25 protein-coding genes are annotated in these 23,082 nt (G+C 69.1%); 8 read left to right on the top strand and 17 right to left on the bottom strand.

Features of this window, described 5'->3' with window-relative positions; translation table 11 throughout:
- Positions 1-13 precede the first annotated feature (13 nt).
- Both ABZX12_RS16595 and ABZX12_RS16590 read left to right on the top strand, forming a co-directional pair.
- On the top strand, positions 14-409 hold the full coding sequence (locus ABZX12_RS16595) for a RidA family protein (protein ID WP_355693901.1): 396 nt from the start codon (positions 14-16) through the stop codon (positions 407-409).
- The gene (locus tag ABZX12_RS16590; RefSeq protein WP_355693899.1) at positions 406-942 is read left to right on the top strand and encodes a GrpB family protein; all 537 of its coding nucleotides are present in this window, start codon (positions 406-408) and stop codon (positions 940-942) included. Before ABZX12_RS16595 ends, ABZX12_RS16590 begins: the two co-directional genes overlap by 4 nt.
- On the opposite strand, the gene ABZX12_RS16585 is transcribed toward ABZX12_RS16590, so the two are convergent.
- On the bottom strand, positions 890-2,155 hold the full coding sequence (locus ABZX12_RS16585) for an FAD-binding oxidoreductase (RefSeq protein ID WP_355693898.1): 1,266 nt from the start codon (positions 2,153-2,155) through the stop codon (positions 890-892). The genes ABZX12_RS16590 and ABZX12_RS16585 overlap by 53 nt on opposite strands.
- 57 nt (positions 2,156-2,212) lie before the next feature.
- On the opposite strand from ABZX12_RS16585, the gene ABZX12_RS16580 reads away from it, so the two are divergent.
- Entirely contained in the window at positions 2,213-3,229 is a 1,017-nt protein-coding gene (locus ABZX12_RS16580) for a WYL domain-containing protein (RefSeq protein WP_355693896.1), read from the top strand.
- Here ABZX12_RS16580 and ABZX12_RS16575 read toward each other — a convergent pair.
- Positions 3,179-3,580, bottom strand: coding sequence for a hypothetical protein (locus tag ABZX12_RS16575; RefSeq protein WP_355693894.1), 402 nt, complete (start codon positions 3,578-3,580; stop codon positions 3,179-3,181). The genes ABZX12_RS16580 and ABZX12_RS16575 overlap by 51 nt on opposite strands.
- Positions 3,577-4,074 carry a hypothetical protein gene (locus tag ABZX12_RS16570; RefSeq protein ID WP_355693892.1) on the bottom strand — a complete coding sequence of 166 codons (498 nt, stop codon included), beginning with the start codon at positions 4,072-4,074 and terminating at the stop codon, positions 3,577-3,579. Before ABZX12_RS16570 ends, ABZX12_RS16575 begins: the two co-directional genes overlap by 4 nt.
- Positions 4,075-4,156: 82 nt before the next feature.
- Between ABZX12_RS16570 and ABZX12_RS16565 the strand changes: the two genes are divergently transcribed.
- Positions 4,157-4,789, top strand: coding sequence for a MerR family transcriptional regulator (locus ABZX12_RS16565; protein ID WP_355693891.1), 633 nt, complete (start codon positions 4,157-4,159; stop codon positions 4,787-4,789).
- Here the strand turns inward: ABZX12_RS16565 and ABZX12_RS16560 are convergent.
- Complete coding sequence (locus tag ABZX12_RS16560) at positions 4,786-5,259, bottom strand: MarR family transcriptional regulator (protein ID WP_355693889.1); 474 nt, start codon at positions 5,257-5,259, stop codon at positions 4,786-4,788. The genes ABZX12_RS16565 and ABZX12_RS16560 overlap by 4 nt on opposite strands.
- Before the next feature lie 100 nt (positions 5,260-5,359).
- Here ABZX12_RS16560 and ABZX12_RS16555 point away from each other — a divergent pair, with 100 nt between their 5' ends.
- Complete coding sequence (locus ABZX12_RS16555) at positions 5,360-5,941, top strand: NAD(P)H-dependent oxidoreductase (RefSeq protein WP_355693888.1); 582 nt, start codon at positions 5,360-5,362, stop codon at positions 5,939-5,941.
- On the top strand, positions 5,938-6,300 hold the full coding sequence (locus ABZX12_RS16550; protein ID WP_355693886.1) for a DoxX family protein: 363 nt from the start codon (positions 5,938-5,940) through the stop codon (positions 6,298-6,300). Before ABZX12_RS16555 ends, ABZX12_RS16550 begins: the two co-directional genes overlap by 4 nt.
- A gap of 5 nt (positions 6,301-6,305) precedes the next feature.
- Here the strand turns inward: ABZX12_RS16550 and ABZX12_RS16545 are convergent, their stop codons facing one another.
- The 3 genes from ABZX12_RS16545 to ABZX12_RS16535 all read right to left on the bottom strand — a co-directional run bounded on the left by ABZX12_RS16545 (position 6,306) and on the right by ABZX12_RS16535 (position 10,370).
- A complete protein-coding gene (locus ABZX12_RS16545) occupies positions 6,306-6,464 on the bottom strand; it encodes a DnaB-like helicase C-terminal domain-containing protein (RefSeq protein WP_355693884.1) in 159 nt (52 codons plus the stop codon).
- Between the two features lie 412 nt (positions 6,465-6,876).
- Positions 6,877-7,263 carry a DUF4238 domain-containing protein gene (locus ABZX12_RS16540; RefSeq protein ID WP_355693882.1) on the bottom strand — a complete coding sequence of 129 codons (387 nt, stop codon included), beginning with the start codon at positions 7,261-7,263 and terminating at the stop codon, positions 6,877-6,879.
- A gap of 32 nt (positions 7,264-7,295) precedes the next feature.
- Positions 7,296-10,370: a replicative DNA helicase gene (locus tag ABZX12_RS16535; protein ID WP_355694300.1), complete on the bottom strand. Its 3,075-nt coding sequence runs from the start codon at positions 10,368-10,370 to the stop codon at positions 7,296-7,298.
- A gap of 418 nt (positions 10,371-10,788) precedes the next feature.
- On the opposite strand from ABZX12_RS16535, the gene ABZX12_RS16530 reads away from it, so the two are divergent.
- Both ABZX12_RS16530 and ABZX12_RS16525 read left to right on the top strand, forming a co-directional pair.
- A complete protein-coding gene (locus ABZX12_RS16530; RefSeq protein WP_355693880.1) occupies positions 10,789-12,111 on the top strand; it encodes an MATE family efflux transporter in 1,323 nt (440 codons plus the stop codon).
- Positions 12,112-12,152: 41 nt separating this feature from the next.
- A complete protein-coding gene (locus ABZX12_RS16525) occupies positions 12,153-12,896 on the top strand; it encodes a hypothetical protein (RefSeq protein WP_355693879.1) in 744 nt (247 codons plus the stop codon).
- 4 nt (positions 12,897-12,900) lie between these two features.
- Here ABZX12_RS16525 and ABZX12_RS16520 read toward each other — a convergent pair whose 3' ends face one another.
- Genes ABZX12_RS16520 through ABZX12_RS16475 form a run of 10 tightly spaced genes read right to left on the bottom strand, consistent with a single transcriptional unit; the run spans position 12,901 to position 22,865 of the window.
- A complete protein-coding gene (locus ABZX12_RS16520) occupies positions 12,901-13,248 on the bottom strand; it encodes a YrdB family protein (protein WP_355693877.1) in 348 nt (115 codons plus the stop codon).
- A gap of 4 nt (positions 13,249-13,252) precedes the next feature.
- Positions 13,253-13,630 (bottom strand): DUF4913 domain-containing protein, encoded by a 378-nt coding sequence (locus tag ABZX12_RS16515; protein ID WP_355693875.1) that lies wholly within the window; start codon positions 13,628-13,630, stop codon positions 13,253-13,255.
- Complete coding sequence (locus ABZX12_RS16510) at positions 13,620-15,455, bottom strand: TraM recognition domain-containing protein (RefSeq protein WP_355693873.1); 1,836 nt, start codon at positions 15,453-15,455, stop codon at positions 13,620-13,622. The genes ABZX12_RS16515 and ABZX12_RS16510 overlap by 11 nt, the downstream gene beginning before the upstream one ends.
- Before the next feature lie 6 nt (positions 15,456-15,461).
- Positions 15,462-17,057 (bottom strand): ATP/GTP-binding protein, encoded by a 1,596-nt coding sequence (locus ABZX12_RS16505; protein WP_355693871.1) that lies wholly within the window; start codon positions 17,055-17,057, stop codon positions 15,462-15,464.
- Positions 17,058-17,091: 34 nt separating this feature from the next.
- Entirely contained in the window at positions 17,092-18,600 is a 1,509-nt protein-coding gene (locus ABZX12_RS16500) for an SCO6880 family protein (protein ID WP_355693870.1), read from the bottom strand.
- Positions 18,587-20,197 carry a type IV secretion system protein gene (locus ABZX12_RS16495; protein WP_355693869.1) on the bottom strand — a complete coding sequence of 537 codons (1,611 nt, stop codon included), beginning with the start codon at positions 20,195-20,197 and terminating at the stop codon, positions 18,587-18,589. Before ABZX12_RS16495 ends, ABZX12_RS16500 begins: the two co-directional genes overlap by 14 nt.
- A 1-nt stretch (position 20,198) precedes the next feature.
- Complete coding sequence (locus ABZX12_RS16490; protein WP_355693867.1) at positions 20,199-21,056, bottom strand: hypothetical protein; 858 nt, start codon at positions 21,054-21,056, stop codon at positions 20,199-20,201.
- Complete coding sequence (locus ABZX12_RS16485; protein WP_355693865.1) at positions 21,053-21,919, bottom strand: hypothetical protein; 867 nt, start codon at positions 21,917-21,919, stop codon at positions 21,053-21,055. The genes ABZX12_RS16490 and ABZX12_RS16485 overlap by 4 nt, the downstream gene beginning before the upstream one ends.
- 38 nt (positions 21,920-21,957) lie before the next feature.
- A complete protein-coding gene (locus ABZX12_RS16480; protein WP_355693863.1) occupies positions 21,958-22,227 on the bottom strand; it encodes a TrbC/VirB2 family protein in 270 nt (89 codons plus the stop codon).
- A 17-nt stretch (positions 22,228-22,244) separates the two neighbouring features.
- Positions 22,245-22,865 (bottom strand): DUF6668 family protein, encoded by a 621-nt coding sequence (locus tag ABZX12_RS16475; protein ID WP_355693861.1) that lies wholly within the window; start codon positions 22,863-22,865, stop codon positions 22,245-22,247.
- Positions 22,866-23,082 lie beyond the last annotated feature (217 nt).

Genomic DNA, 23,082 nt, shown 5'->3' with positions numbered 1-23,082 from the left:
GTTGGGTCGAGGCGTGACGATCGAGCGGAGCAACCCGGACGGACTCCATGCCACGCCTGGGTACCACCACGTGACGCGCGTCCAGGCGGACACGCTGGTCTACCTGGCCGGGCAGTGTCCCTTGCAGCCGTCCGGCGAACTGGCCGCGGGCGGGCTCGAAGGTCAGACCGCGCAGGTGATCACGAACATCCTCACCGCCCTGAAGTCCGCGGGCGCCACGCCCGAGGATGTCGTACGCACGGTGATCTACGTGGCCAGCCCGGAGCGCGAACAGCTGAGCGCCGTCTGGACCCAGCTCAACGCGTCACCGCTCGCGCCGGCCTTCACGACGGCAAGCACCCTGCTGGGCGTCGCCCAGCTCGGCTTCCCAGGACAGCTCGTCGAGATCGACGTGACCGCGGCGCTGTGATCGTTCCCGCCGGGGTCGTCGACTACGATCCCCGCTGGCCGCTCTGGTTCGACGAGATCCGCGCGCGGCTCGCGCCGTATGCCGACGGCTTCGTGGTCGAGCACGTCGGCAGCACCGCCGTACCCGGTCTGGCCGCGAAGCCGATCATCGACGTCGACGTCGTCGTCCCGTCCGCCGAGCTGGTGCCGAAGGCGATCGCCCGGCTGGAGGCGGCCGGCTACCGGCACGAGGGCGACCTGGGCATCGCCGGCCGAGAGGCCTTCGCGCTGCCGCCGGACGCTGTGCGCTACCACCACCTGTACGTCGTTGTCGACGGCAACGAGGCGCACCAGGATCACGTGCTGCTCCGCGACCACCTGCGGGCGAACGCGGCGGATCGGGAGCGGTACGCCGCGCGCAAGCGCGAGCTGGCACATCTGCTCATGACCGACCGCACCGCGTACGTCTCCGGCAAGGGCGCGCTGGTCGAGGAGCTGATTGCTAGAGCGTGTGGTTCGGGTGCAGGCGGCGGTACGGGTCGTAGCGGCGCCTGAGCTTGGCGAGGCGGCTGTAGTCGTCGTACGCCTCGGCGACCTCCGCTGCTGTCAGGTTCTCAAAGGTGAAGTTGAGGGCTCGGCCGACCGTGGACGCGCGCCAGGGTTCGAGGACTTCCCGGCCTGCGTCACCGGTGCCCGGCGTGAGCACGGTCAGCGAGTACGCCGCGTCGCGATGACCGACCGCGTTCGGGATCTTCGGTTGCCGCGCGAGAGCGCCGCCGAGGTGCCGGATGCCGATCACGTGCATCCGTGATGCCCCCGGCCCAGCGAGCCCGGGCAAGGTGTCGAGCGCGTCGAGGTCCTTGAGCAGCACGTTGCTGGAGCTGTAGCTGTCGGGGCGCTCCGGCTCGGCGAAGATCCGCCCGGAGTCGACGTACGGCAGCTCCCCCACGGTGTCCAGCAGCGGTTCGCCGACGGCCCGCAGCGGTTCGATCAGGTGCTCGCCGGCATCGCCGAGGATCGCGAGCTGCACCTGCCCGACGTACTTGCCGCGCAACGGCGCCGGCACCTGCGGGATGTCCGGCATCGGCAGGATCGCGATCGCCGACGTCACGTCCTCCGGTACGGTGCGGGTCCACTCCCGCCACACCTCCGGCACGATCGGGTGCTCGGCGAGGTCGAAGTACAAGCTGCCGCCGTACAGCGCCGGCACGTCGAAGAGGTCGATCTCGATCCCGGTCACGATCCCGAAGTTCCCGCCGCCGCCGCGCAACGCCCAGAACAGGTCGGGATCCTCCTCGGCGTCGCGCCGTACGCCGTCCGCGGTCACCACCTCGATCCGCCGGACATGATCCGCGGCGTACCCGAAGCGGCGGGCCATCAGCCCGAGCCCGCCGCCGAGCGTGTACGAGATCGCGCCGACGCCCGGCGCGCTGCCCGACAGCGGCGCGAGCCCGTACGGAGCGGTCGCGTCGAGCACGTCCCGCCAGGTCGCACCCGCCTCGATCCACGCGGTCCTGGCCTGCGCGTCGACCGTGACGCCGCTGAACCCACGGGTCGCGATCAGCAGACCGCCGTCGATCCCCCGGGTCAGACCGTGCCCGGACGCCTGCACGGCGATCCGCAGGTCGTGGTCGATCGCATACCGCACCGCCTCCTCGACCTCGGCCGCGCCTGTCACCGTGAACACCACGGCCGGTCGATGCGGGTCCCGCCGCTGGAAGCCGAGCCGCGCCTCGTCGTACCCCTTGCTCGTCGTCGTCACCATCATGCAGATCACGCTAGAAGGCCTTGCGGACACATCTTGTCCGCAAGGCATGATTTGTCGATGAGCGCTCGCAAGGAGATGCCCGGCCGGATGCTGCGGCTGCTGTCGCTGCTGCAGAGCCGTCGCGAGTGGTCCGGTCACGAGCTCGCCGACCGCCTCGGCGTCACCGAGCGAACGGTACGGCGCGACGTCGAGCGGCTGCGTGCCCTCGACTACCCCGTGACCGGCACGACCGGAACCGCGGGCGGCTACCGACTCGGCTCCGGGACGCACCTGCCGCCGCTGCAACTCGACGACGACGAGGCGATCGCGGTCGCGCTCGGGCTGGTCGGCGCGGCCGGCGGCGGTGTCAGCGGGATGGCGGAGAGCTCGATGAGCGCGCTGGCCAAGCTCGAACAGGTCCTGCCCGCGCGCCTCCGGCCAGAGCTCGCGGCGGTGAGCTCGGCCGCGGAGGCGATCCCGCGCCCCGGCGTACCGCAGGTCGATCCGGGCGTGCTCGCCGTCCTGGCGCGCTGCTGCCGCAACCACGAGATCGTCGCCTTCGACTACCACGGCCGGCAACGCGGTACGACGCGGCGTCGGGTGGAGCCGCATCAACTGCTGACGCTGTCGTGGCGCTGGTACCTGCTCGCGTTCGACCCTGCGCGTGACGACTGGCGGATCTTCCGCGCCGACCGGATCAGTTCGGTCACTCCGGCATTGCACCGCTTCACACCACGGGTGCTGGACGGACCGTCCTACCTGCTCGAGTCCTTCGTGTCGGCGCAGTACGAGCACACGGTCGAGCTGACGGTCGAGGCGCCGGCCGACGCGGTCACCTCGACCTTCGAAGGAGTCGTCCGCGGCATCGTCGAGCCGCTCGGCCCCTCGTCCTGCACGGTCCGCTTCAGCGCCGATACCCCGGCGCTGCTGCTGACCCAGGTCGCCGCGATCGCCGTGCTCGGCCCGTTCACGGTCGACCGGGCGACCCCGGAGACGTCCGCCCTGATCGCGTCGGCCGGCGAACGCCTCGTCCGGGCATTTGCGCTAGGCAACAATCAGGCCGATGCCGAGGGTGAGGACCCCGACGGCGAGTGACGCCGCGCCGAGCCACAGCACCCAGAGGAACTGGTTCGGTTCGGTGCGGTCCTTGCCGGCCGACGAGGCGAAGAAGCCGCCGGACATCAGGATCGCCGCGATCGGGATCGCCAGCCGCGCGACCCACAGCCAGAAGCCGCTCAGCCCGGTCTGGTCGACGTACAGCAGGCCGACCAGGCTGAGGATGACGAGCACGCCGGCGTGTGCGTGACCGGCCCGGGCGAACGACTTCTGGAATCCCGTCATCGGCACCTGGCCGCGGACGATCTTGGTCATGAAGTAGCCGCCGAACTGGATCGTCACGATCGTGAGCAGGATGACACCGGCGATGACGCGGGATGCGTCGGTCATGCGTAGACCTCTTCTCGGACAGGCGCGGTTGCGCGGGAGCTGCGCGCCACCCAGAGGGCGACGGCGAGATACAGGATCTGTTCGGGGATGCGCTGCCACAGCGGAGTCGCGGCGCCGCCGGCGAACGGCACATCGGCGATCGCGGCGTGGATGTTGGCGGGCAGCAGGCCGACGAACAGCGCGGCCAGCGCATAGCCGGCGGCCTTGCGGGTGGATGCGATCAGCAGGCCCACGGCGCCGAGCAGCTCGAGGACGCCGGTGAGGTAGACGAGCGCACCGGCGTACGGCAGGAACGGCGGGACCATCCGCACCATGTCGGCGTGGTTGGGCATCACCGTCACGCTCGCCGGGACGGAATGCGCACTGGCGGTCAGCACGAGCATCACCGCCAGCGCGTGCGCGGCGGCGACCGGCCAGGTGCTGAACCGCCGGACGCCGAGCGCGCCCAGGGCCCGGAACCCGAGGGTGCCCAGGATCAGTACGAGCGGGATCATCCGGCTCGCCTCCTTATGGATAGTGGAAGTATCCGCTTATGGATACTGATACTATCCATCACAGACAACAGGAAGGCAAGCGATGCGAATCGGGGAACTGAGCAAGGCCACCGGCGTCCCGGTGCCGACGATCAAGTACTACCTGCGCGAAGGCCTGCTGCCCGCCGGCGAACTCAGCAGCCCGAACCAGGCGTCGTACGGCGACGCGCACGCGCGCCGGCTCCGGCTGATCCGCGCGCTGATCGAGCTCGCACAGGTCCCGGTCGCCACCGTGAAGGAGATCCTGGAGTCACTCGACTCCGACACCGAGCCGTTGCACGAGCAGATCGGTCGCGCGCATCGCGCGCTCACCCCCACCCGCCGGCTGTCCGCCACCGACGAGGCACGGGCCGCCGCGACGACCCAGGTCAGCGAGCTGATCGCCGCCCGCGGCTGGTCCGTCGAGGCGGACGCCCCCGCACTGGCCACACTCGTCGATACCGTCGCGGCCCTCCGCACACTCGGTCAGGAGGGGCTGGTCGCGCACCTCGACGACTACGCGGACGCGGTCGAGCGCTTCACCCGGATCGAGATCGAGGGCGTCACCAAGAACCCGACCCGCGACCAGCTCGCCGAATCGGTGGTGATCGGCACCATCCTCGGCGAGACCTTGATCGCATCCCTCCGCCTACTCGCACAGGAGTCCATCTCGGCGGACCTCTGGAAGAACCGCTAACAGTCGCCGAGCAGCCCCGGGAGCAGCTTGGTCAGCGCCTTCTGGAGCGCGCGGCGGTCGGTCTCGGTCAGCGGGTCGAAGACCAGCTGGCGAACCAGTTCGACGTGTCCCGGCGCGGCCTTCACGAGCTCCGCGTAGCCCTCGGGCGTGAGGATCGCGTTGGTGAAGCGGCCGTCCCCCGGATCGGGCTCGCGCCGCACCAGGCCGCGGTTCTCCAGCCGGCGCATCAGGTGCGACAGCCGGGAGAGCTCGGAGTTGGCGAGGATCGCGAGCTGACTGAGGCGCATGGTGTGGTCGGGCTGGTCGGACAGTCCGGCCAGGACGTAGTACTCCAGGAAGCTCAGGTTCGAGTCGCGCTGCAGTTGCTCGCCGAGCGCACCCGTGAGCAGCGCCATCATCAGCTGCAGCGTCTTCCAGGTCTCGAGCTCGTCGGCCGTCAGCCAGCGAGGCTCGGTCGCTTCGCTCCCCATGGGTGCAGCATAACCACCGACGCAATGACTTGAACGTTCATGCCAACCGGCCTATCGTGGGAGATGACATGAACATTCAAGTCAACCCTGTGAAGGAATCATGAGCGACCTGAAGATCGCGGTCATCCTCGGCAGCACTCGGCCCGGACGCAACGGCAAGGCGGTGGCCGACTGGGTGATGACCCAGGCCGAGCGCCGCAGCGGCGCGTCGTACGAGCTGATCGATCTGCTCGACTACCCGCTGCCGCACCTCGACGAGGCGATGCCGCCGTCGGCCGGGCAGTACGCCGGCGCGCACACGAAGGCGTGGGCCGAGAAGATCGCGGCGTACGACGGTTTCGTGTTCGTCACGCCGGAGTACAACCACTCCACGTCCGGCGTGCTGAAGAACGCGATCGACTACCTGTACGCCGAGTGGAACAACAAGGCCGCCGGCTTCGTGTCGTACGGCTCGCTCGGTGGGGCGCGGGCGATCGAGCACCTGCGCGCGATCAGCGCGGAGCTTCAGCTCGCCGACGTCCGGCAGCAGCTGTCGTTCTCGCTGTTCACCGACTTCGAGAATTTCTCGGTCTTCCGCCCGGGCCCGCAGTACGCCGACCAGGCCACCGTCCTGTTCGACCAGGTCGAGTCGTGGGCCGGCGCCCTCAAGCAGCTCCGCGCCGCCGAGCCGGTCGCCGCATGAACCTCACCGTCTGGATCGTCTCCGGGCTGCTGGCCGCGATGTTCCTGCTGTCCGGCGTGATGAAGGTGCCGGCCACCAAGGAGTCGCTGGCCGGCAATCCCCGGATGGGCTGGGCGGCCCCCTTCCCGATCGAGCTGATCAAGGTGATCGGCATCGCGGAGATCGCCGGCGCCGCAGGGCTCATCCTCCCGCGCGCGTTCGACACCGCCACCTGGCTCGTGCCCGCGGCGGCCATCGGCCTGGTCGTCGTCATGGCCGGCGCCATCATCACCCACGCCCGCCGCACCGAATGGTCCAGCGCGGCCGTGAACGCCGTGCTCCTCGCCCTCGCGCTGTTCGTCGCGATCGAACGCTTCTGAACCACTCAGCCGTCGTGGGCCATGTCCACGAAGCGTGAGTAGTGCCCCTGGAACGCCACCACCACGTCCGCGGTCGGCCCGTTCCGGTGCTTGGCGACGATGAAGTCCGCCTCACCGGGCCGGGTCGACTCAAGTTCGTAGGCATCTTCTGAAACCGGGGTCACGGGATCGCGGCTCCCTCCCCGGGTGTTTCGGGTAGGACCATAGCCCGCAGGTAGTCGCGGGTTGTGTCACTCATGCGCCCGTAGATGAATTGATCGGCCTGCCCATATACGAGACCCAGAGCCTGTCGCAGGTCCGGTACAGCGATTGGCCTTTGGAACGATGGATTCACGAGCATGAGTACGTACCGAGGAGAGATAGGCATGTACAGACACGACATCTCGTCGATCGACGCGTCTGTCCATCCCCGCACTGCGAGATCGGGATGGAACACGACGATCCCCTGATCAGGAACGAGAATGCCGTCGTCATCATCGCCCGACACACTCAACAATTGGAGGTTCCACCAAGCACAGCCCAGTAGGTGCCATCCACGGAGGAACGACCTGACGACGCGGAGTTGACTGTCCTGCGTTAGATCGCCACGGACGTCAAATTCCAGGCCACCAATTCGATCAGGTCGGCGGACGATCGTGTCATGCTCGTATTTACTCGCCGTTGCCGTGTGCCTCTGGCTAACTGCACCACCATGAGCCGACGGAGTGCTACCACTTCATCTTGCTGCAACTCCGTGGGCGATTGTCCTTCGACAAGCTTCTTCACCACTGCTGCAGCAGGAGTCTCCACCTCGCGCCCGAGCAATCTCTCGACAGTTTCGTCACCAAGGGAGTCTTTGTTGCAGTCCGCGCCTTGGGCTGCGGTACGGACTCCGACGTAGCTGAACCGGCGTGTTGTCTTATCGAACGAACCGACCTTGCCGGTGGCGTCATCTGCGAATCTCCGCAAGATGAACTGCGGCACGTAGTGATGCCGCGCTGGACGGGCGCTCGAGCTCACCCGTCGTGGGCCATGTCGACGAAGCGAGAGTAGTGGCCCTGGAAGGCCACGACCACGTCAGCGGTCGGCCCGTTCCGGTGCTTGGCCACAATGAAGTCAGCCTCGCCCGGGCGGGTCGACTCACGTTCGTAGGCGTCCTCGCGGTGCAACAGGATAACGACGTCGGCGTCCTGCTCCAGCGAGTTGTGGGTGGCAATACCTTCTGCGACGAAGTTGTGGGTGCCTAGGACCGTTGCGTCGTACACCTCTTGGTCACCGAGACTCTCGATCGAGGTGATGGTGTCCCAGAAGATGTCATTTGTGGCGAGGACTTCGAGGTCGGCGTCGTCGAGGATGTCGGCGACCTTGGCGAGGCGCTGCCGGCTGGGGGCGTGCTTCCACATCGTCGAGCCGGAGAACTTGGTACCCATGGCCGCCGCGAACTCGCGATGGGTGACCTGACGGTCGGCAAGCACCTGACGAACCTGCGACCAGACCTCCTGCGGAACAGTGTCGAGGTTCGTGTTCGCCTTGACGTGGCGGAGCGCCGACGCGACCTCCAACACCTTCAGCCCGCGAAGACCGTGTACGCCGATGCCGTCGCAGAACCGCAACTGGTTCTCGGCGCCGTAGATGTACAGGTGGTAACCGTCGCGGTAGCCCGCCTTCTTGACCGTCTTGATGCGGCTGAAGATGTTGTGGCGGAGGAGGAGGCGGGCCAGGTCATCGACGAGGCGGCGGCTGGTGCTGGCGTAGTAGATGCGCGCCTGGCCGACCTTCTCGTCCCAGCGAACCGATCCATCGGTCGCCCAGAGATGGCGGATGAAGTGGGCTACCTGCTCCTTCGGCAGGCCGAAGACACCGTCCGGGACGAACTTCTCGTGACTGCGCAATCCGAACAGTCCGAGGCCGTCGAGCCAGGCGGCGATCGGGTTCCGCTTGCCGCGTGCGAGTCGGTACGGCGCCGGCAGGCGGAGCGTGGTGACCCGGGCGGCGGCATACTCGTCGCGGACTGCCTTGATGCCGAAGCGCCGCTCAGCCGCCTCGGCAACCGCCGTCAGGTTGGCTTCGTCGATGCTCGCGTAGCGGATCGGCTGGCGCTTGACGAACGAGCCATCGCCGAGCAGGTGAGCGAGCAGCGTGAGCTCGTCCGCGTCCCACGGCTTGACGTCGAGCGGTGCGGGAACGTGTCTGAGCGAGCCCAGCCGGGCGCCCGGCGACAGCTCACCCAGCGGCTTCCATCCGTCGTACGTCAGGAACGGATGGTTCGCCGTGGCCTTGATCTCCCGGCCGGACGCCAGCTTCAACCGGAAGACCTCCTTCACCCCGCTCGGGAAGGCATGCGTCAACGTCCGCGGGACCAACTTGAGCCGGTCGTCGAGCGACCAGACCGGGATCTCACGGGCATTCGTCGCGAGCAGTTCGCCGAGCGAGATCTCCGCGCCGGTATCGGCCCGCATCAGCCGGGTGTCCGCGGTCAAGCAACCCGACTCGCGGAGGTCGGAGGCCATGGGGCGTTTGTCGGAGCGTTGTTCGGAGCCTCGGTTCAGCTGGCAGATGGCGACGACCGGGAGCTCGAGCTCCTTGGCGAGGAGTTTGATCGAGCGGGAGAACTCGGAGACCTCGAGCTGGCGGGACTCGACCTTCTTGCCCGACGTCATCAGCTGGAGGTAGTCGATGACGATCAGTTTGAGGTCGTGGCGCTGCTTGAGGCGGCGGGCCTTGGCGCGGATCTCCATCATCGTCAGGTTCGGCGAGTCGTCGATGAACAGCGGGGCCTCGGAGACCTCGCCCATCTTGCGGGCCAGCCGGGCCCAGTCCTCGTCGGTCATCTTGCCGTTGCGCATGTGGTGCAGCGGGACCTTCGCCTCCGCCGACAGCAGTCGCATGGTGATCTCGTTGCGGCTCATCTCCAGCGAGAAGATGCACGAGGTCAGGCCGTGCTTGATCGAGCAGGACCGGGCGAAGTCCAGGCCCAGGGTGGAGTTGTGGGTCGGGATCATCGTCTTGCCGGCCAGGTACAGATGGTCGGCGTTGTCGACCTCGACGCAGCGCACCGGCACGCTGTCGACCGGTTCCACCCACTCGAGCCGCCGCTCCCCCTCGCCGTGCAGCGCGGCCGGGAAGCCGTGGCCGGTGATCTGCCGCGGCGCCGACCCGGGAATCGGCGGTGTCAGCCCGGGACTCGCCGACATCGCCGTGAACAGGTCGGCGGTCGTGCAGACCACCGGGCGGCCGCCGTCCTCGACGCGCCACTGGTGCTCGGCGTCGGCGACGATCGTGCTGCCGTCGGAGAACGACAGCCGGAAACAGGGGCGGTCCACCATCACCTCGGTCGCCGCGACGACCGTGGTCGGCAGGCCGTTAGCGTCGAGCAACTGATCGCCCACCGCGACCTCGGCCATCGTCGTCCAGCCGGTCGGCGTCGGCAGCGGGGTGTCGAGCGCGAGCGCCTTCCCCATCGCGGGACGCGCGGCGACGATGATCATCTGGCCGGGGTGCAGGCCGTTGGTCAGCTCGTCCAGGTCGGTGAACCCGGTCGGCACGCCGACCATCGCGTCACCGCGGGAGTCGATCGCCTCGATCTCGTCGAGCGCGCCCTCCATGATGTCCTTCAGCGGGGCGTAGTCCTCGGCGGTCCGCTTCTCGGTGACCGAGTAGATCTCCGCCTGCGCCTCGTCGACGACGTCGTCGACCTCGCCCTCACCCGCATACCCGAGCTGGACGATCTTGGTGCCGGCCTCGACGAGGCGGCGCAGGATCGCCTTCTCCCGGACGATGTGCGCGTAGTAGCTGGCGTTGGCCGCGAGCGGGACGGACGCGACCAGGGTGTGCACATACGGCGCGCCGCCGATCCGGGTCATTTCACCGCGCTTGGTGAGCTCGGCCGCGACCGTGATCGCGTCGGCCGGCTCGCCCCGGGCATACAGATCGGTGATCGCGTCGAAGACGACCTCGTGCGCCGGCCGGTAGAAGTCCGTGCCGCGCAGGTTCTCGATCACGTCGGCGATCGCATCCTTGCTCAGCATCATCGCGCCGAGCACGCACTGCTCGGCCGCGAGATCCTGGGGAGGGGTGCGGTCGAAGCCCATCTCCGGCCGGCGCTCTTCGTGGCCGCCGTCCTGGCCCCCGCGGAACTCCGCCACGCTCACTTCGTCCGACCTCCTCGTCCCGCCGCTGCCCCAGCCGCCACCGGGCCGGGTTCGAACACCTGATCGAACCATAGCCACGGCCCACCGACAGTTTCCGGAGCTCCTCCTGACAGCGGCCTCGCGACCGTACGCCGGTCGTGTCGCCGATGGCCACTCGGTCGTCCACACCCCCTGTGGACGAATCGTGGATAACCCGGCTAGATGCTGTGCACAGGTTGGGCACAACCCTGTGGATATCTGCGGACAGGAACTCACAAGCAGCGCCTGACCTGCGGTTTCACCAGTGCACAACTGTGGAGGAGAAAAAGTCTGAGACGAATTTCCACAACCCCCGGCACGCCTGGGTACTCTCGCTGCGGTGAGACGTCGACGATGGGTGGGGGCACAGGACCGGGAGATCCTCCGGCTGGCCGTCCCGGCGTTCTTCGCGCTCGTCTCGGAGCCGCTGATGCTGCTCGCGGACTCCGCGATCGTCGGCCATCTCGGCACGCCGCAGCTGGCCGCACTGGGGGTCGCGGGCACGATCCTGCAGACGCTCGTCGGAATCTGCGTGTTCCTTGCCTACGGCACCACGTCCGCCGTCGCCCGGCGGATCGGGGCCGGCGACCACAAGGGCGCACTTGCCCAAGGCATCGACGGGCTCTGGCTGGCCTTGCTGCTCGGCGTCGTCCTCGCCCTCCTCGGGCTGGCGCTGGCCCCGCAGGCGGTCGGCGCCTTCGACCCGTCGCCTGAAGTGGCCGACCACGCCGTCACGTACCTGCGGATCTCCTGCTTCGGCATCCCCTCGATGCTGCTCCTGCTCGCCGCCACCGGCGTCCTGCGCGGGCTGCAGGACACCAAGACGCCGATGGTCGTCGCGATCACCGCCAACCTCGCCAACATCGGGCTGAACGTCCTGCTCGTCTACGGCCTGCGGCTGGACATCGCCGGCTCCGCCCTCGGTACGGCGCTCGCACAGACCGGAGCCGGAGTGGCACTGGTCGTGGTCGTGGTTCGCGGCGCGCGCCGCGACGGCGCCAAGCTCCGCCCGGACCGTCCTGGCATCCTGGCCTCCGCGCAGATGGGTGTACCGCTCATCGTCCGCAGGTTGACGCTCCGGGCGGCGATCATCCTGCTCACGTTCGTCGCCACGGCCCTCGGGACGACGTCCGTCGCGGCCCACCAGGTCGCGTTCACGCTGTGGTCGTTCCTCGCGCTCGCCCTGGACGCGATCGCGATCGCCGCGCAGGCGCTCACCGGCCGCGCGCTCGGCGCCGGTGACGTGGCGGGGACCCGCGCGATCACACGCCGGATGATGTGGTGGGGCCTGTTCTCAGGGCTGGTCGGCGGCCTCGCGCTGTGGGGGCTGCGCGATGTCTACGTCCCGTGGTTCACCAGCGACCCCGACGTACGCCGTACGCTCGCCGCCGTCCTGATCGTCTCCGCGGTGTGGCAGCCGATCAACGGCGTCGTGTTCGTCCTGGACGGCGTCCTGATCGGCGCCGGCGACGGCCGTTATCTCGCGCTGGCCGGGATCGTCGCGCTCGCGCTGTACGTCCCGCTCGCGCTCGCGGTGCTCTGGCTGGACGGCGGGATCGTCGCGCTGTGGTGGGCGTTCGGCGGGTACATGCTGCTGCGGTTCCTCACCCTGACCCTGCGCGAGCGGCGCGACGCCTGGCTGGTCACCGGAGCTACTCGCTGACCCTGCGGTGCGGCATCGTGGAAGCGGAGGAAAGGACCGGCATGCCAGACACTGACGACGACCAGTCCGTCGAGCTCGAACCCGATCAGCGGGTGCAGGGCGACGACGACACCGAGGCCGCGCGTGAGCGGCGTGCCGCCCAGGCCCGCACCGAGGCCGGCAGGCAGCCGACCCACGACCTCGCCGAGGAGGAAGCCGCGCGCGAGGACGAGGAGGACCTCCGCGAGCGTCGCGACCAGGAGGACGCGGAAGCGCGCGCCGAGCGGCTCGAGGAGCGCGCGGCCGCCGACGAGCGGACGCTGGAGGAGCGGCGCGACCGCGACGAGCTGCTCGACGAGGAGGCCGCCCGGGCCTTCCAGCTCGCCTACGCCGACGAGGACGCCCGCGACCGGTACCAGCAGTACGCCGCGAACGACGTACAGCGTGGCCTCAGCGACCGGGCACACGGCCGGCACCTGCTGGACGAGGCCGCCGTCCAGCGCGGCGAGATCGGGTCCGCGGAGCTCAGCGCGCAAGGACGCCGGTACCAGAACGCGGCGACCATCGAGGAACGCAAGGCCGTCCGCGACGACGGCATCGCCGACGCGTACGACGCCTCCGCGCGCGAGCGTCGCCGCGAAGCGCAGCCCAGCGCGAGCGAGGCCGTCCGCAAGCCGCCGGAGGACGCACCCGAGGCGCGGCTCCCCCAGGCCCGCCGCCACGTGCGCGGCCGCGGCAAGGTCCGCAACCAGCAGGGCAAGGTCGTGAAGCCGAACCGCGCGAGCGAGCCCGATCTCGAGATCTAGCTCCTCAGGCGGGTTTCGAGGGTTCCAGCTTCTGGGTGTGGATGATCAGCAGGTTCACCGCGACCACCACGACGAACCCGACGCCGAGCAGCGGGTGGCCAAGGCTCCACAGCGCGGCACCTGCGAGGCCGAACACGAGGACCTTCACGGTCCAGCGCGCAGCCGGCGTCGTCCGGGTCGCGGTCGGCGCCGCGAAGCGCCCCCAGCCGATCGCCGTCACGAGCGGTGACCCGACCGCGAGCAGCCAGCGGACGAGCGTCGTACCGCCGGCCTCCCAGCCCCACCAGGCGAAGAGGCCGAGGGCAACCAGCTCGGCGAGGAACGCCAACAGCAGGTTGCCCCACCTCCACATCGCCCTAAATCCCGCGAATGTTCGGCTGGCGCTGGTCGAAGAACAGGCCGGCCGGCGGCTCCTGGACCGGGAGCGGCGGGATCGGGTAGTCGGTGTGCGTGTTGTTCCGGCAGGCGGCGAACGGGCCGTCCGGGTCCAGCAGCGCCATCATGTGCGGGTCCGCGTGGTCACGCCACCAGACCGACATCCCGGTCGCCGGGTCCAGGCGCAGGTGTTCCCAGGCCCGCCAGATCGAGTCGAGCCGGCTGAGCGCCTCCGCGTGCCGGTACCACTCGGGGCACCAGACGAACTGCTGCCCGAGCCGGCGGGTGTAGAGGTAGATCAGCCTGTCCTCGACGAAGGCCGCGACGTGCGGGTAGAAGAGCTCCTGTTCACCATCCACCGCGGTTGTCCCCTTCGTTCTGCTCCCAGACCGGCCGCTCAGGACCGCGCTGCGGCAGAGATGCCTGCTGAGACGCCACCCAGGGGTTGTTGCTCACCGGGACGTTCGCTGCCGCTCCGGGATCGTACTTCGCCAGCGACGCCTTCACCGCACCGGCGTCCGGCCGGGTGAACCACGGGACGGTCTTCACCAGCGTGGCCGGGATCCCGGACGGGAACACGACCGCGCGGCCGGGCGGCATCGAGGCGAGGTCGGAGACCTCCATGATGTTGTGCCGCTGGACCTGCTGGCTGGTGCCGCGCTTGCCCTCGTTGTACGACACCGAGCTCGAGCTGATGTCGTAGTCGCCGATCATCTTGCTCAGATTCTCGAGGAAGGTCGCGTCCGCGGCGCCGCCGCCGTACACCCGGATGTTGGCCGAGCCCCACAGCTTCTGCATGCCGTGATCGCCCCAGCACTCCTGGCCCTGCGCCCAGGACTGCAGGATCGTCATCAGCACGATGCCGCGGGAGCCGAAGTGCGAGTACAGGTCGGGGAGGTTCTTCCACCGGCACACGTTCGCGGCCTCGTCGAGGACGCCGACCAGCGGGCTGGGCATCCGGCCCATCGGGCAGCCGCGGGCGTACTGCTCGGCGGCCTCCACGACGGCGACGGTCAGCGCGGTGACCAGCGGGCCCGCCGTACCGGCGCCTTCCTTGGACAGGCTGTACAGCGTGCCGCCGTTGCGGACGAACTCGTGCGGGTTGAACTGCGGGCGGTTGTCGTTCGGGCCGTTCGGGATGACCCAGCGGGTGACCTTGCGGTTCACCAGGAACTGGGCGCTCTGCTGGGCCGTGCCGTAGACACCCGCGCGCTGCTTGTCCGGCGCGTTGATGACACCGGACAGGGCGTCCGCGGACAACTGCAGACCCGGGGTGTTACGCAGGATCCGCTCGGGCTCGTCGTTCCGCTGGTCGGCCAGCCAGGTGTACACCTGGGTGATCGGCCGCTTGGCGACCGCGGCCGCGAGCAGCAGACCGGCCAGCAGGTCGGTGCCGGCGGCGTCGAAGAAGGCGTCGGTCTGCGCGCCCTGCTGGCGCTGCGAGGCGACGAAGTGCTCGGCGAGCTCACGCGCCTTGGTCTCGTCGGTGATGTAGGTCAGCGGGTTCCACCACCAGTTCGGCGGCTCCTCGCAGACCTCCTGCGGGTCGAACACCCACAGCGGGCCCTTCTCCGAGCGCGGCCCGCGGGTCGCGTCGACGATGTCCCGCTTGTTGGAGGTGGCGACGACGCAGCCGGGCGCGTCCAGGATCGCCGGCACCGCGCGCGACGTGGTCTTACCGGTTCGGGGACCCCAGATGTCGACGTGCATGTCTTCCCAGTTGCCGAACACCTCCAGGTTGTCCCGGACCGTCCGGCCGATCAGGATCCCGGGGCCCGCGTGCCCGGCGCCGAGCTGGTTCGCCTTCTCCTGGGCGCCTTCGCGGGTGAGCTTGTAGATCTCCGAGCGCTTCGACATCAGCTGCGCCTGGCGGTCCACCCGGCCGATCGAACGCTCCCGGTTGCGGAAGACCATCCAGCCGCCGGCGGCCAGGCCGAGCAGCACCACGACCTCGACGACCAGGATGCCGGTGGCCGCGCCGGACCACTCCAGGTTGCCCTTCGACAGGTCGACGATCGCGTCGAACGGGTTCCCCGGCGTCCGCGAGCCGTTGATCGCGGACGCGACCTTGAGCGCGATCCACATCGAGAAGACCACCAGCGCGACCACGCCGATGATCACGAAGATGAAGACGGCCTCGGGTGAGATGCCACCCGGACCGGTGCTCTTCCTGCCCTGCGCCATGACTCGTCAGCTCCCCACGCGGGTGGTCGGGTCGGGCGGCGGCAGCAGCATCGGGTCGTCCAGGCTGTACTCGCCGACGACCTCCTGGGTGCCGTCCGCTGCGACCTCCACCTTCTGCGGCTTACCGTCGTTGCCGGTCGTCCACAGCTTGTTGGTGTCGTTGATCTCGCGCTCGACGGAGGTGAGCCCGACGTGCACCGGGATCCCGGGCCGGCCACCGACCTTGATCAGGAAGTTGCCTCGGCCGGGCGGTGCGGCCTCCTTGCCGGTGGACGGGTCCCACGCGGGCGGGTCCTGCCAGCCGACGAGCATGTTCTGCTCCTCCATGGACATCGACACGACCTCGGTCAGGTTCTCCATCTCGGCGCGCGGCAGGCCGCCGCAGATGACCATGCCGGAACGTTCGACGAAACCCTTCGCCTTCATCCGGTCCTCGGGGTTCGGCAGCGCCAGCAGGTCGGACATGGTGTGCGAGATCATCGCCATGCCGACACCGCGCTGCCGGTTCAGCCGAGTCAGCGCGTCGACCCGGTCGACCAGGCCGCTGCCGGCCCGCAGCACCCGCCACAGCTCGTCGAGGATGACGAAGTAGTGCCGCCGCGGCTCCAGGCCGGCGTCGGCCAGCGCCTGCGACACCGCGACCGCGCCGAACCCGTACGACCAGCAGGCCAGCAGTACGGCGGCCTGCAGGCTGGTCTCGGAGTCGTCGACGTTGGACACGTCGAACACCACCGGACGGTCCATCTGCATCGGGTTGTCGGTCGGCGCGGAGAAGATCTCACCCAGCCGGCCACCGCCGACCAGACCGATCAGCGACGCCTCCAGGCCCTCGGTGATCTGCCGGTACCGGTCCAGGCTGCCGCGGTCCAGGGCGACGTTGCGGACCCGGTCCGGGGCGTCCTGGATGACCTGCAGCAGGTCCTTGAGCACGGGGGTGCCCTGGAACCGCTCGTCGAGCACCTTGAGCGCCTCGTCGAGGATGGTCTCCTCGCGGTCGTTCGGGTTCTGGTTGCGCATGATCGCGATCAGCGCCGAGACCATCGTCTGCCGGCGGCCGTGCGCGTCGGCCTGGATCGCCTCCCGGGCCTTGCCGGTGAGCCGGAGCGCGGCCTCCCGGGACTCGCCCGGGTCGAGCACGTTCAGGTGCCCGCGGCCGCGGCCGAGCTGGATGACCTGGCCGCCGAGGGCCTCGATCAGGTCCTTGTAGTCGGGCTTCAGGTCGCCGAGGACCAGCGGCATCACGCCGTACCCGGCCATGCCGAGCGCCATCCGCCGGGTGATCGTCGACTTGCCCAGACCCGGCTTGCCGAGGACGAACATCGACGGGTTCGAGATCAGCTTGGCCCGCATGAACCAGCTGATCGGGTCGCAGCACATGGTCGCGCCGGAGAGGATGTTCCGGCCGATCGGTACGCCGACCATCGGGCTGCCGGTGCCGGCCGAGAACGGCCACATCCCGCAGACCTGGACCGTCGTACCGCGCCATTCCTGCGGGGCCTGCAGGTAGGTCGAGTAGCCGGCCCCCATACCGGGCCAGCCACGGGGCATCGGCCGCCGCCCGCGGCGGCTCGGGTCGACCGGCTTCTTCTGCTTCTTGCTCACTGTGACCCCCCAGGTGTCACTGTGCGAAGTCTCATCATAGGGATTCCCGCAGCCCCGCCGGTACCGCGAGGTGGTTCTGGACGACGATGCCGAGCGGCAGCGCGGCGACGAACGCGGAGTCCTGCGAGCCGTACACCGGCCGGAGCAGAACGCGCGCGGTGGCGCCGAGGTTGTCGATCGCGGCGATCATGTCCGGGATCTGCTCGGCGGTCATCACGGTGCCGGTGACGGCCATGCCGAAGTTGACCAGGCCGGCGCCCCGCGCCTCTTCCTGCGCGGACCGTTCGGCGGCCCGCGCCTCGGCCAGGTTGCGTGCGGACGGACGGGCCGAGGCCGTGGCGCGGAACGACGCGTTGCGCTTGTCGGCCTCCACCATCCGGGCCGCCGTACCGGCGTCGAGCGGGCGGTAGAGCATCGTCACGCGCTTGCGGTCGATGTCGGGGTGCGGCGCGACCAGCTGCGACAGCACCGACGAGAACACCTCGCCGCGCGGAGCCTGCGACATCTGCCAGGTCACGGACCAGGCCGAGTCGTGCCGGTACTTGTCCCAGTACGACTGGGTGGCGGCCGGGCCGACGTCGGTCCACTGCAGCTCCGGCGGCATGCCCTGGGCACGCGCCTCGTCGATCAGGGCGGCGGACGCCGGGTCGTAGGCGATCCGGATCGCCTCGCACAGCTCCTGGGCGCTGACCGGCCGGGCAGCGCCCGCACCGGTCGCGTTCAGGCTCTGGGTCAGCGCGGGCAGCCGGGCCGCGAGCTCGCGGCCCATGTCGTCTTCCTTGCGCCGCTTGCCGCTCCGGTCGGTGCCCTTGAAGGTCAGCGCGACGCGGGCCGAGACCAGCGCCGAGCCCTCCGGGTAGGTCTGGACGACCTCGGTCAGCATGGCCCGGGCGATCGCCGGGGTGCCGTCCACCATGTTGTTGCCGACCTCGCGGCGCAGCCGGATGCCGGTGTCGGGCGCGCTCTCCACCGTCACCGACGCGGCGACGATGCCCGGCTCGTGGCCGAGGGAGGCCAGCCACTGGCCCCAGTGCGCCACCCAGACGTCGACCTGCTCCTCGTCGACGAGGGACGCGCCGTCGGGCTCGGCGTTGATGACGACCGTGAAATGCCGGGTGCTCGGGTAGTAGAGCAGGGCGAACGGACGTCCGTACGAATCCTGGTACTCGCTCAACTGGGAGGCGGCGGCCAGCCCGGGGAGCTGGAACTTGCCCCAGGCAGTCCGGCCGAGCGGTCCGGAGCGGTAAATGTTGTGCTTAGCCATCTTTGCTCGTTGCCATCCAATGTGCGTCGAGAGCCGTTGCAGCGTGGAGTACCCGTGCTTGTCCTTCGTGACCAGCAGGCCGAGCGCCGCACCCACGATCAGCAAGCTGATGAGGGCGGCCTTGAGGCCGCCCGCCATCGTGGCGATCACGACGAGCAGCAAGCCGCCCATCATGATGCCGGTGCCGAGCATGCCCAGGCCGGCGATACCCGCCGAGGCGGGCTTGCGCCAGTTGCCGTAGGTGCGAGGAGCGCGTCGTACGTTCTCAGCTGCTGCCACTTGGTCCGTCCGGTGGTGGTTGGTAGTTGTTGCGGTCGTCGTCGCGATAGTCGCGCGGTGCGCGGTCGCGCTCGCGGCTCAGGTCGCCGCCCCGGCCGCTGCCGGTGGGACCGCCGCCGTCACCACCGCCGCCGCCCCCGCCCTGGGAGCCTTGGGAGCCCTGGTCCATCTCGTCGTTGCCCATCGTCTCGGACGCGGCCGTCTGGGCGACCGCCTTGGTCGCGTCGACGCCGGCCTTGACCGCGACGACCGCGACCGCAGCCGGTCCGGCAGCAGCCGCCGCTCCACCACCGGCAGCCGCAGCTCCACCGCCGGCCGCCGCGCCGCCACCACCGGCTGCCGCGCCACCGGCCGCTCCGCCGCCGGCTCCACCGGCGGCACCTGCAGCACCGCCCTCGCCGCCGGCCGCCGCGCCTTGGGCACCGCCGCCTCCGCCGCCACCGCCGCCGCTCGGGGCCTGCTGTGACGCCCGTCCGACGTTCTGCGCACCGCTCGGGCCGTCACCGCCACCGCCACCGCCGTCGGCACCTTGGTCGGCCCCCTTGCTCACCATGTCGCCGACCTTGTCGGCACCGACCATCTTGGCCGCGATCATGCCGGCGCCGGCCGACCCCGCGGTCGCCCCGACCATCGGCACGATGAACCGCATCAGCGCCGGCATCGCGAACAGCGCGAGCACCAGCATCGTGAGGCCGGTGACCACGTTCATCACCATGCTGCCGATCTCTTCCGGGTTGCTGGCGTCGTAGTGCAGTGGGGCGCCGTTGTCCGAGACCAGCCGGATCGCCGTCGCGTAGACGATGGCCGCTACCGGCTTGTAGAGGATGAAGGCGAGCAGCCAGGAGATGATGCGTTTGAACCAGTTGCGGCCCATCTCGGTGTTCGTCGCGGCGGCCGCGATCGGCAGCACGCCGAGCAGCAGGACCAGCATGGCGCTGCGGACGACCATCAGCACGATCTGGATCAGGCTGGCGATCACGCACAGGATGCCGACCGCGATCATGATCCCGATCAGCACCGGCGAGCCGGCGATGCCGACGATCGCGGCGAATCCCAGGACCGCGCCCATCTTCTCGCCGAAGGCCTGCGAGTCGCCGGAGCCGATGTTCTGGCAGCCGTCGACCCAACCGGCGGTCTTCGAGTCGAGCGCGCTGCTGATGATGCAGCTGGAGAAGATGTCGCCGACGGTGATCAGCGCCTGGGCGACGGCGATCGAGAACGCCGCGGCGACGGCGAGCGTGATCAGCGAGCGGAGCAGCTCGCGGGCCGACTCGCCGCGCTGCGTCCAGGCCATCTGGATGGCGCCGACGATCAGCCCGATCGCGGCGATGAAGAGCGCGATGAACTGCGTGTGCTGCCAGATCCAGTCCACCGTGTCGTTGGCCGGCCTGCCCTGATCGTTGCCGACAGCAATGGTCGGTACGTAGACCCAGAAGGTGGCGATCGTGCTCATCAGGGTTCCGACCGCTGCGCCGATGGCTTTGAGAATTGGCTCGAACACGAACTTCATCACCAGTTCCATGACAGGGGCGAAGACGACCTCGAGGGCTTTCTTCATGAGGTCGATCGCCCAGTCGATCACATCGAGCGGAATCACGTCAGGATGTCCTCGGTGAGACGAATCGAAGAATGGCCGGCAGTGCGACGACTGCCACGATCATCAGCGTCACGCCCATGATGATCTTGAGGATGTGCGATGCGCCTTCGGAACCCATCAGACTGAACGCGGTGGCATAGATGATCGCGGCCACCGGTTTATAGATTATGAAGGAGGCCAGCCAGGCCAGGGCGCGCTTGAACCACATCATGCCCATCTCGGTGTTGGTCGCCGCCGCGGTCAGCGGAAGCACGCCGACCAGCAGCACGAGCATCCCGTACCGGACGATCATCAGCGCCAGCTGGATGATCGCCGTGATGACCATCAGGATGCCGACGAAGATGACCAGCAACCAGCCGAACGGCTCGTCCATCATGTCGATCAGGTTCTTCGCGTAGTTGTGGTCGTCCTTCTTCAGCGCCGCGTTGATGATCCACGACGAGAACCCGTCCGCGGCCGAGATCAGCGTGCCGGCGAACACCGTCGCCGACCCGGTCACCACGACCAGGGTGACCAGCGACTTCAGGATGTCCCTGGCCGGCTCGCCACGGTGTGAGATCGCCATCTGGACCGCGCCGACGATCACCGCCAGCGAGGCGATGAAGACCATGATGAAATTCGTGTGCTGCTGGATCCACACGGCCGGGGTGTTCTCGGCGATGTTCGGGGTCGGGATGTAGACCCAGAGCAGGCCGACGGCCTTCATGACCGCTTCGACGGCGTGGATGACAACCCTGGCGATCGCCTCCCAGATGAAGTCGAAGAACTTGCCGAAGGCCCATTCCAGCGCGGTCTTCAGGCCGTCCTTGAAGCAGTCGTCCCAGTCCCAGGGCCAGCCCGAGCATCCGAGGGTGATCATGCCGCACCACTGAACCTGACGTAGCCGCTGAGACTGGTCAGGATGTCCGGCTCGACCGAGCCGTTGAAGCTGCCGTCGGTCTGCAGCTCGACGTACCAGTCGCCGCGGTACCAGCGCATCGTGATCGGCATCGCGCCGTACGCCTTGCCGTTGAGATCGGCAACGATCTGGATGAGGGCGCGGGTCGCGTTCTGCGGGTAGTCGAGCACCTTGAAGCCGGCGAACTGGACGTCACCGGCGACCGTCGACGGCGTCTTGGCCGTCAGCTTGGCCTGCGCGATGGCCGCGTCCCGGCCCGGCCCCGGGTACACCCGGTTGTGCAGTGCGGCGACGCTGACCTCCGGGTTCTGGATCTGGCCGAGCAGGACCATCGCCGCGAGCACCGCACCCGTCGGCGAATGCGCGAAGCAGGAGCGCACGCCGTTCGGGCTGGTGGTCGCCGGCCCGCTCGCCGCCTGGATGGGGATCAGCATCTTCCCCTCGAACTGCCACGAGACCGAGAGCGGCGCGGCGACCCGGGGGATCTCCTGGCTCGGGTTCTTGGCGTGGCAGCCGCCGGTGGTGCTGGTGGGCGGTGGCGGAGTGTTCCGGGTGGTGCTCGGTACTTCGGTCGGCGACGCGGTCGGCGGCTCGGTGGGCTGTTCCTCGGTGGGCTGTCCGGTAGGAGCGAGCGTGCTCGGTGACTGGGTCGGGTCGGCCGACGGAGTCTCCGACCGGCCTCCCGCCAGGAACCACACCACCAGGCAGATCAGCACCGCTCCGATGACGATCGCGGACGCGATGAAGCCACGCTCCTCGAGGAAGCTGGTCTTTTCGCCGTCGGAATCGTCACCGGAGTCTGGGTTCCTACTGAACAGTCCCACCTACGATCAGCCTCCGAGCCACTCTCCGCGCGCCCGCGTCACTTCAGGGCGTCGACGAGGGCGGTCGCCGCACCGATGACGATGCAGGCCGCGAGGACCCAGCCGAGCCGGGCAGCGTGCTCGCCGCCCTCACCGCGACGCTGACCGATGGCCATCATGCCGCCGGCGATGATGATGCCGAGGGCACAGATCAGGTACGCGATCCACTTGACCCAGCCGAGGACCTTGTTCAGGCCGTCCGTGACCTCCGAAGGCGGCGGCTCGAGCGGCAGCGTGTTCGGGAGCTCGGTAACCAGGTGGAGCAACATCATTGTCTTGGTGCCTTTCAGTACGGGGCGGGATAGTCCGCTGGGTTTGACGCGCGAAGTGCGTAGATGGATTCAAGTACTTCGAAAACCTCGTCCGGCGTGTTGTCAGGCGTGGGAGCCTCCCCTCTGCGCCACTCCTCGATCCACGGGATGTCCCAGACTCTCGGAACCCCTCCGCCGACGATGTCGGCGAAGTCGTCGAGCACCCGGGGCAACCGGCCGGGGGCGTCCGCGATCAGCACCAGGCCGAGCACCGCGACCCCCTGGACGACCCCCGAGGCCCACTCGATCGCGGCTCGCTGCGCGGCGCGCAGGCCGGACCCGTGGGTCCGGGCAACCAGGATGACTGGTGTCGGCACCGGCGGCGGCGGGATCGGCCAGCGATGGTTGGCCGCCCGGGTGCCGGGGAGCAGGATCGACATCGTGGTCTCGCCGGCGCCGCCGTGGACTCCCACCCACCACAGCGTGTCGGCCGCCGGAATCGCGAACTTGGGCAGGCGCTGGTCCTCCGCGGGCGCCGGCACCCCGTGCTGGGGCGCGGACGGCCCCCGCGGGGTGATGTCCGGCTGAGGAGTCGGGCCCGGCGACGGCTGCTGCGGACCCGGAGACTGCTCTCGTGTCCACGGGTTCTGCGTCATGGCCCCTCCTCTCGCGGTGCGTCACAGGCTGTCGCCCACAGTATTCTCTCGCTTTCCGGGTGTACTTTCGTGACCCATCCACAGGCGAGGATGTTTCTACCCCCTTGTCGGGGTCAGTCGAGCCGCCGGGCTCGCGTGGTTTCTGCCTGCCCGGAATCCCTGGCATGCCTCGTGCGGGGGACATGCTAGAACGAGGACGACGTAACCGGTGGAGCGA

The organism is Kribbella sp. NPDC003505 (genome assembly GCF_040610875.1).
Classification (GTDB): Bacteria; Actinomycetota; Actinomycetes; order Propionibacteriales; family Kribbellaceae; genus Kribbella.
This window is presented reverse-complemented; position numbering and strand designations above follow the sequence as displayed.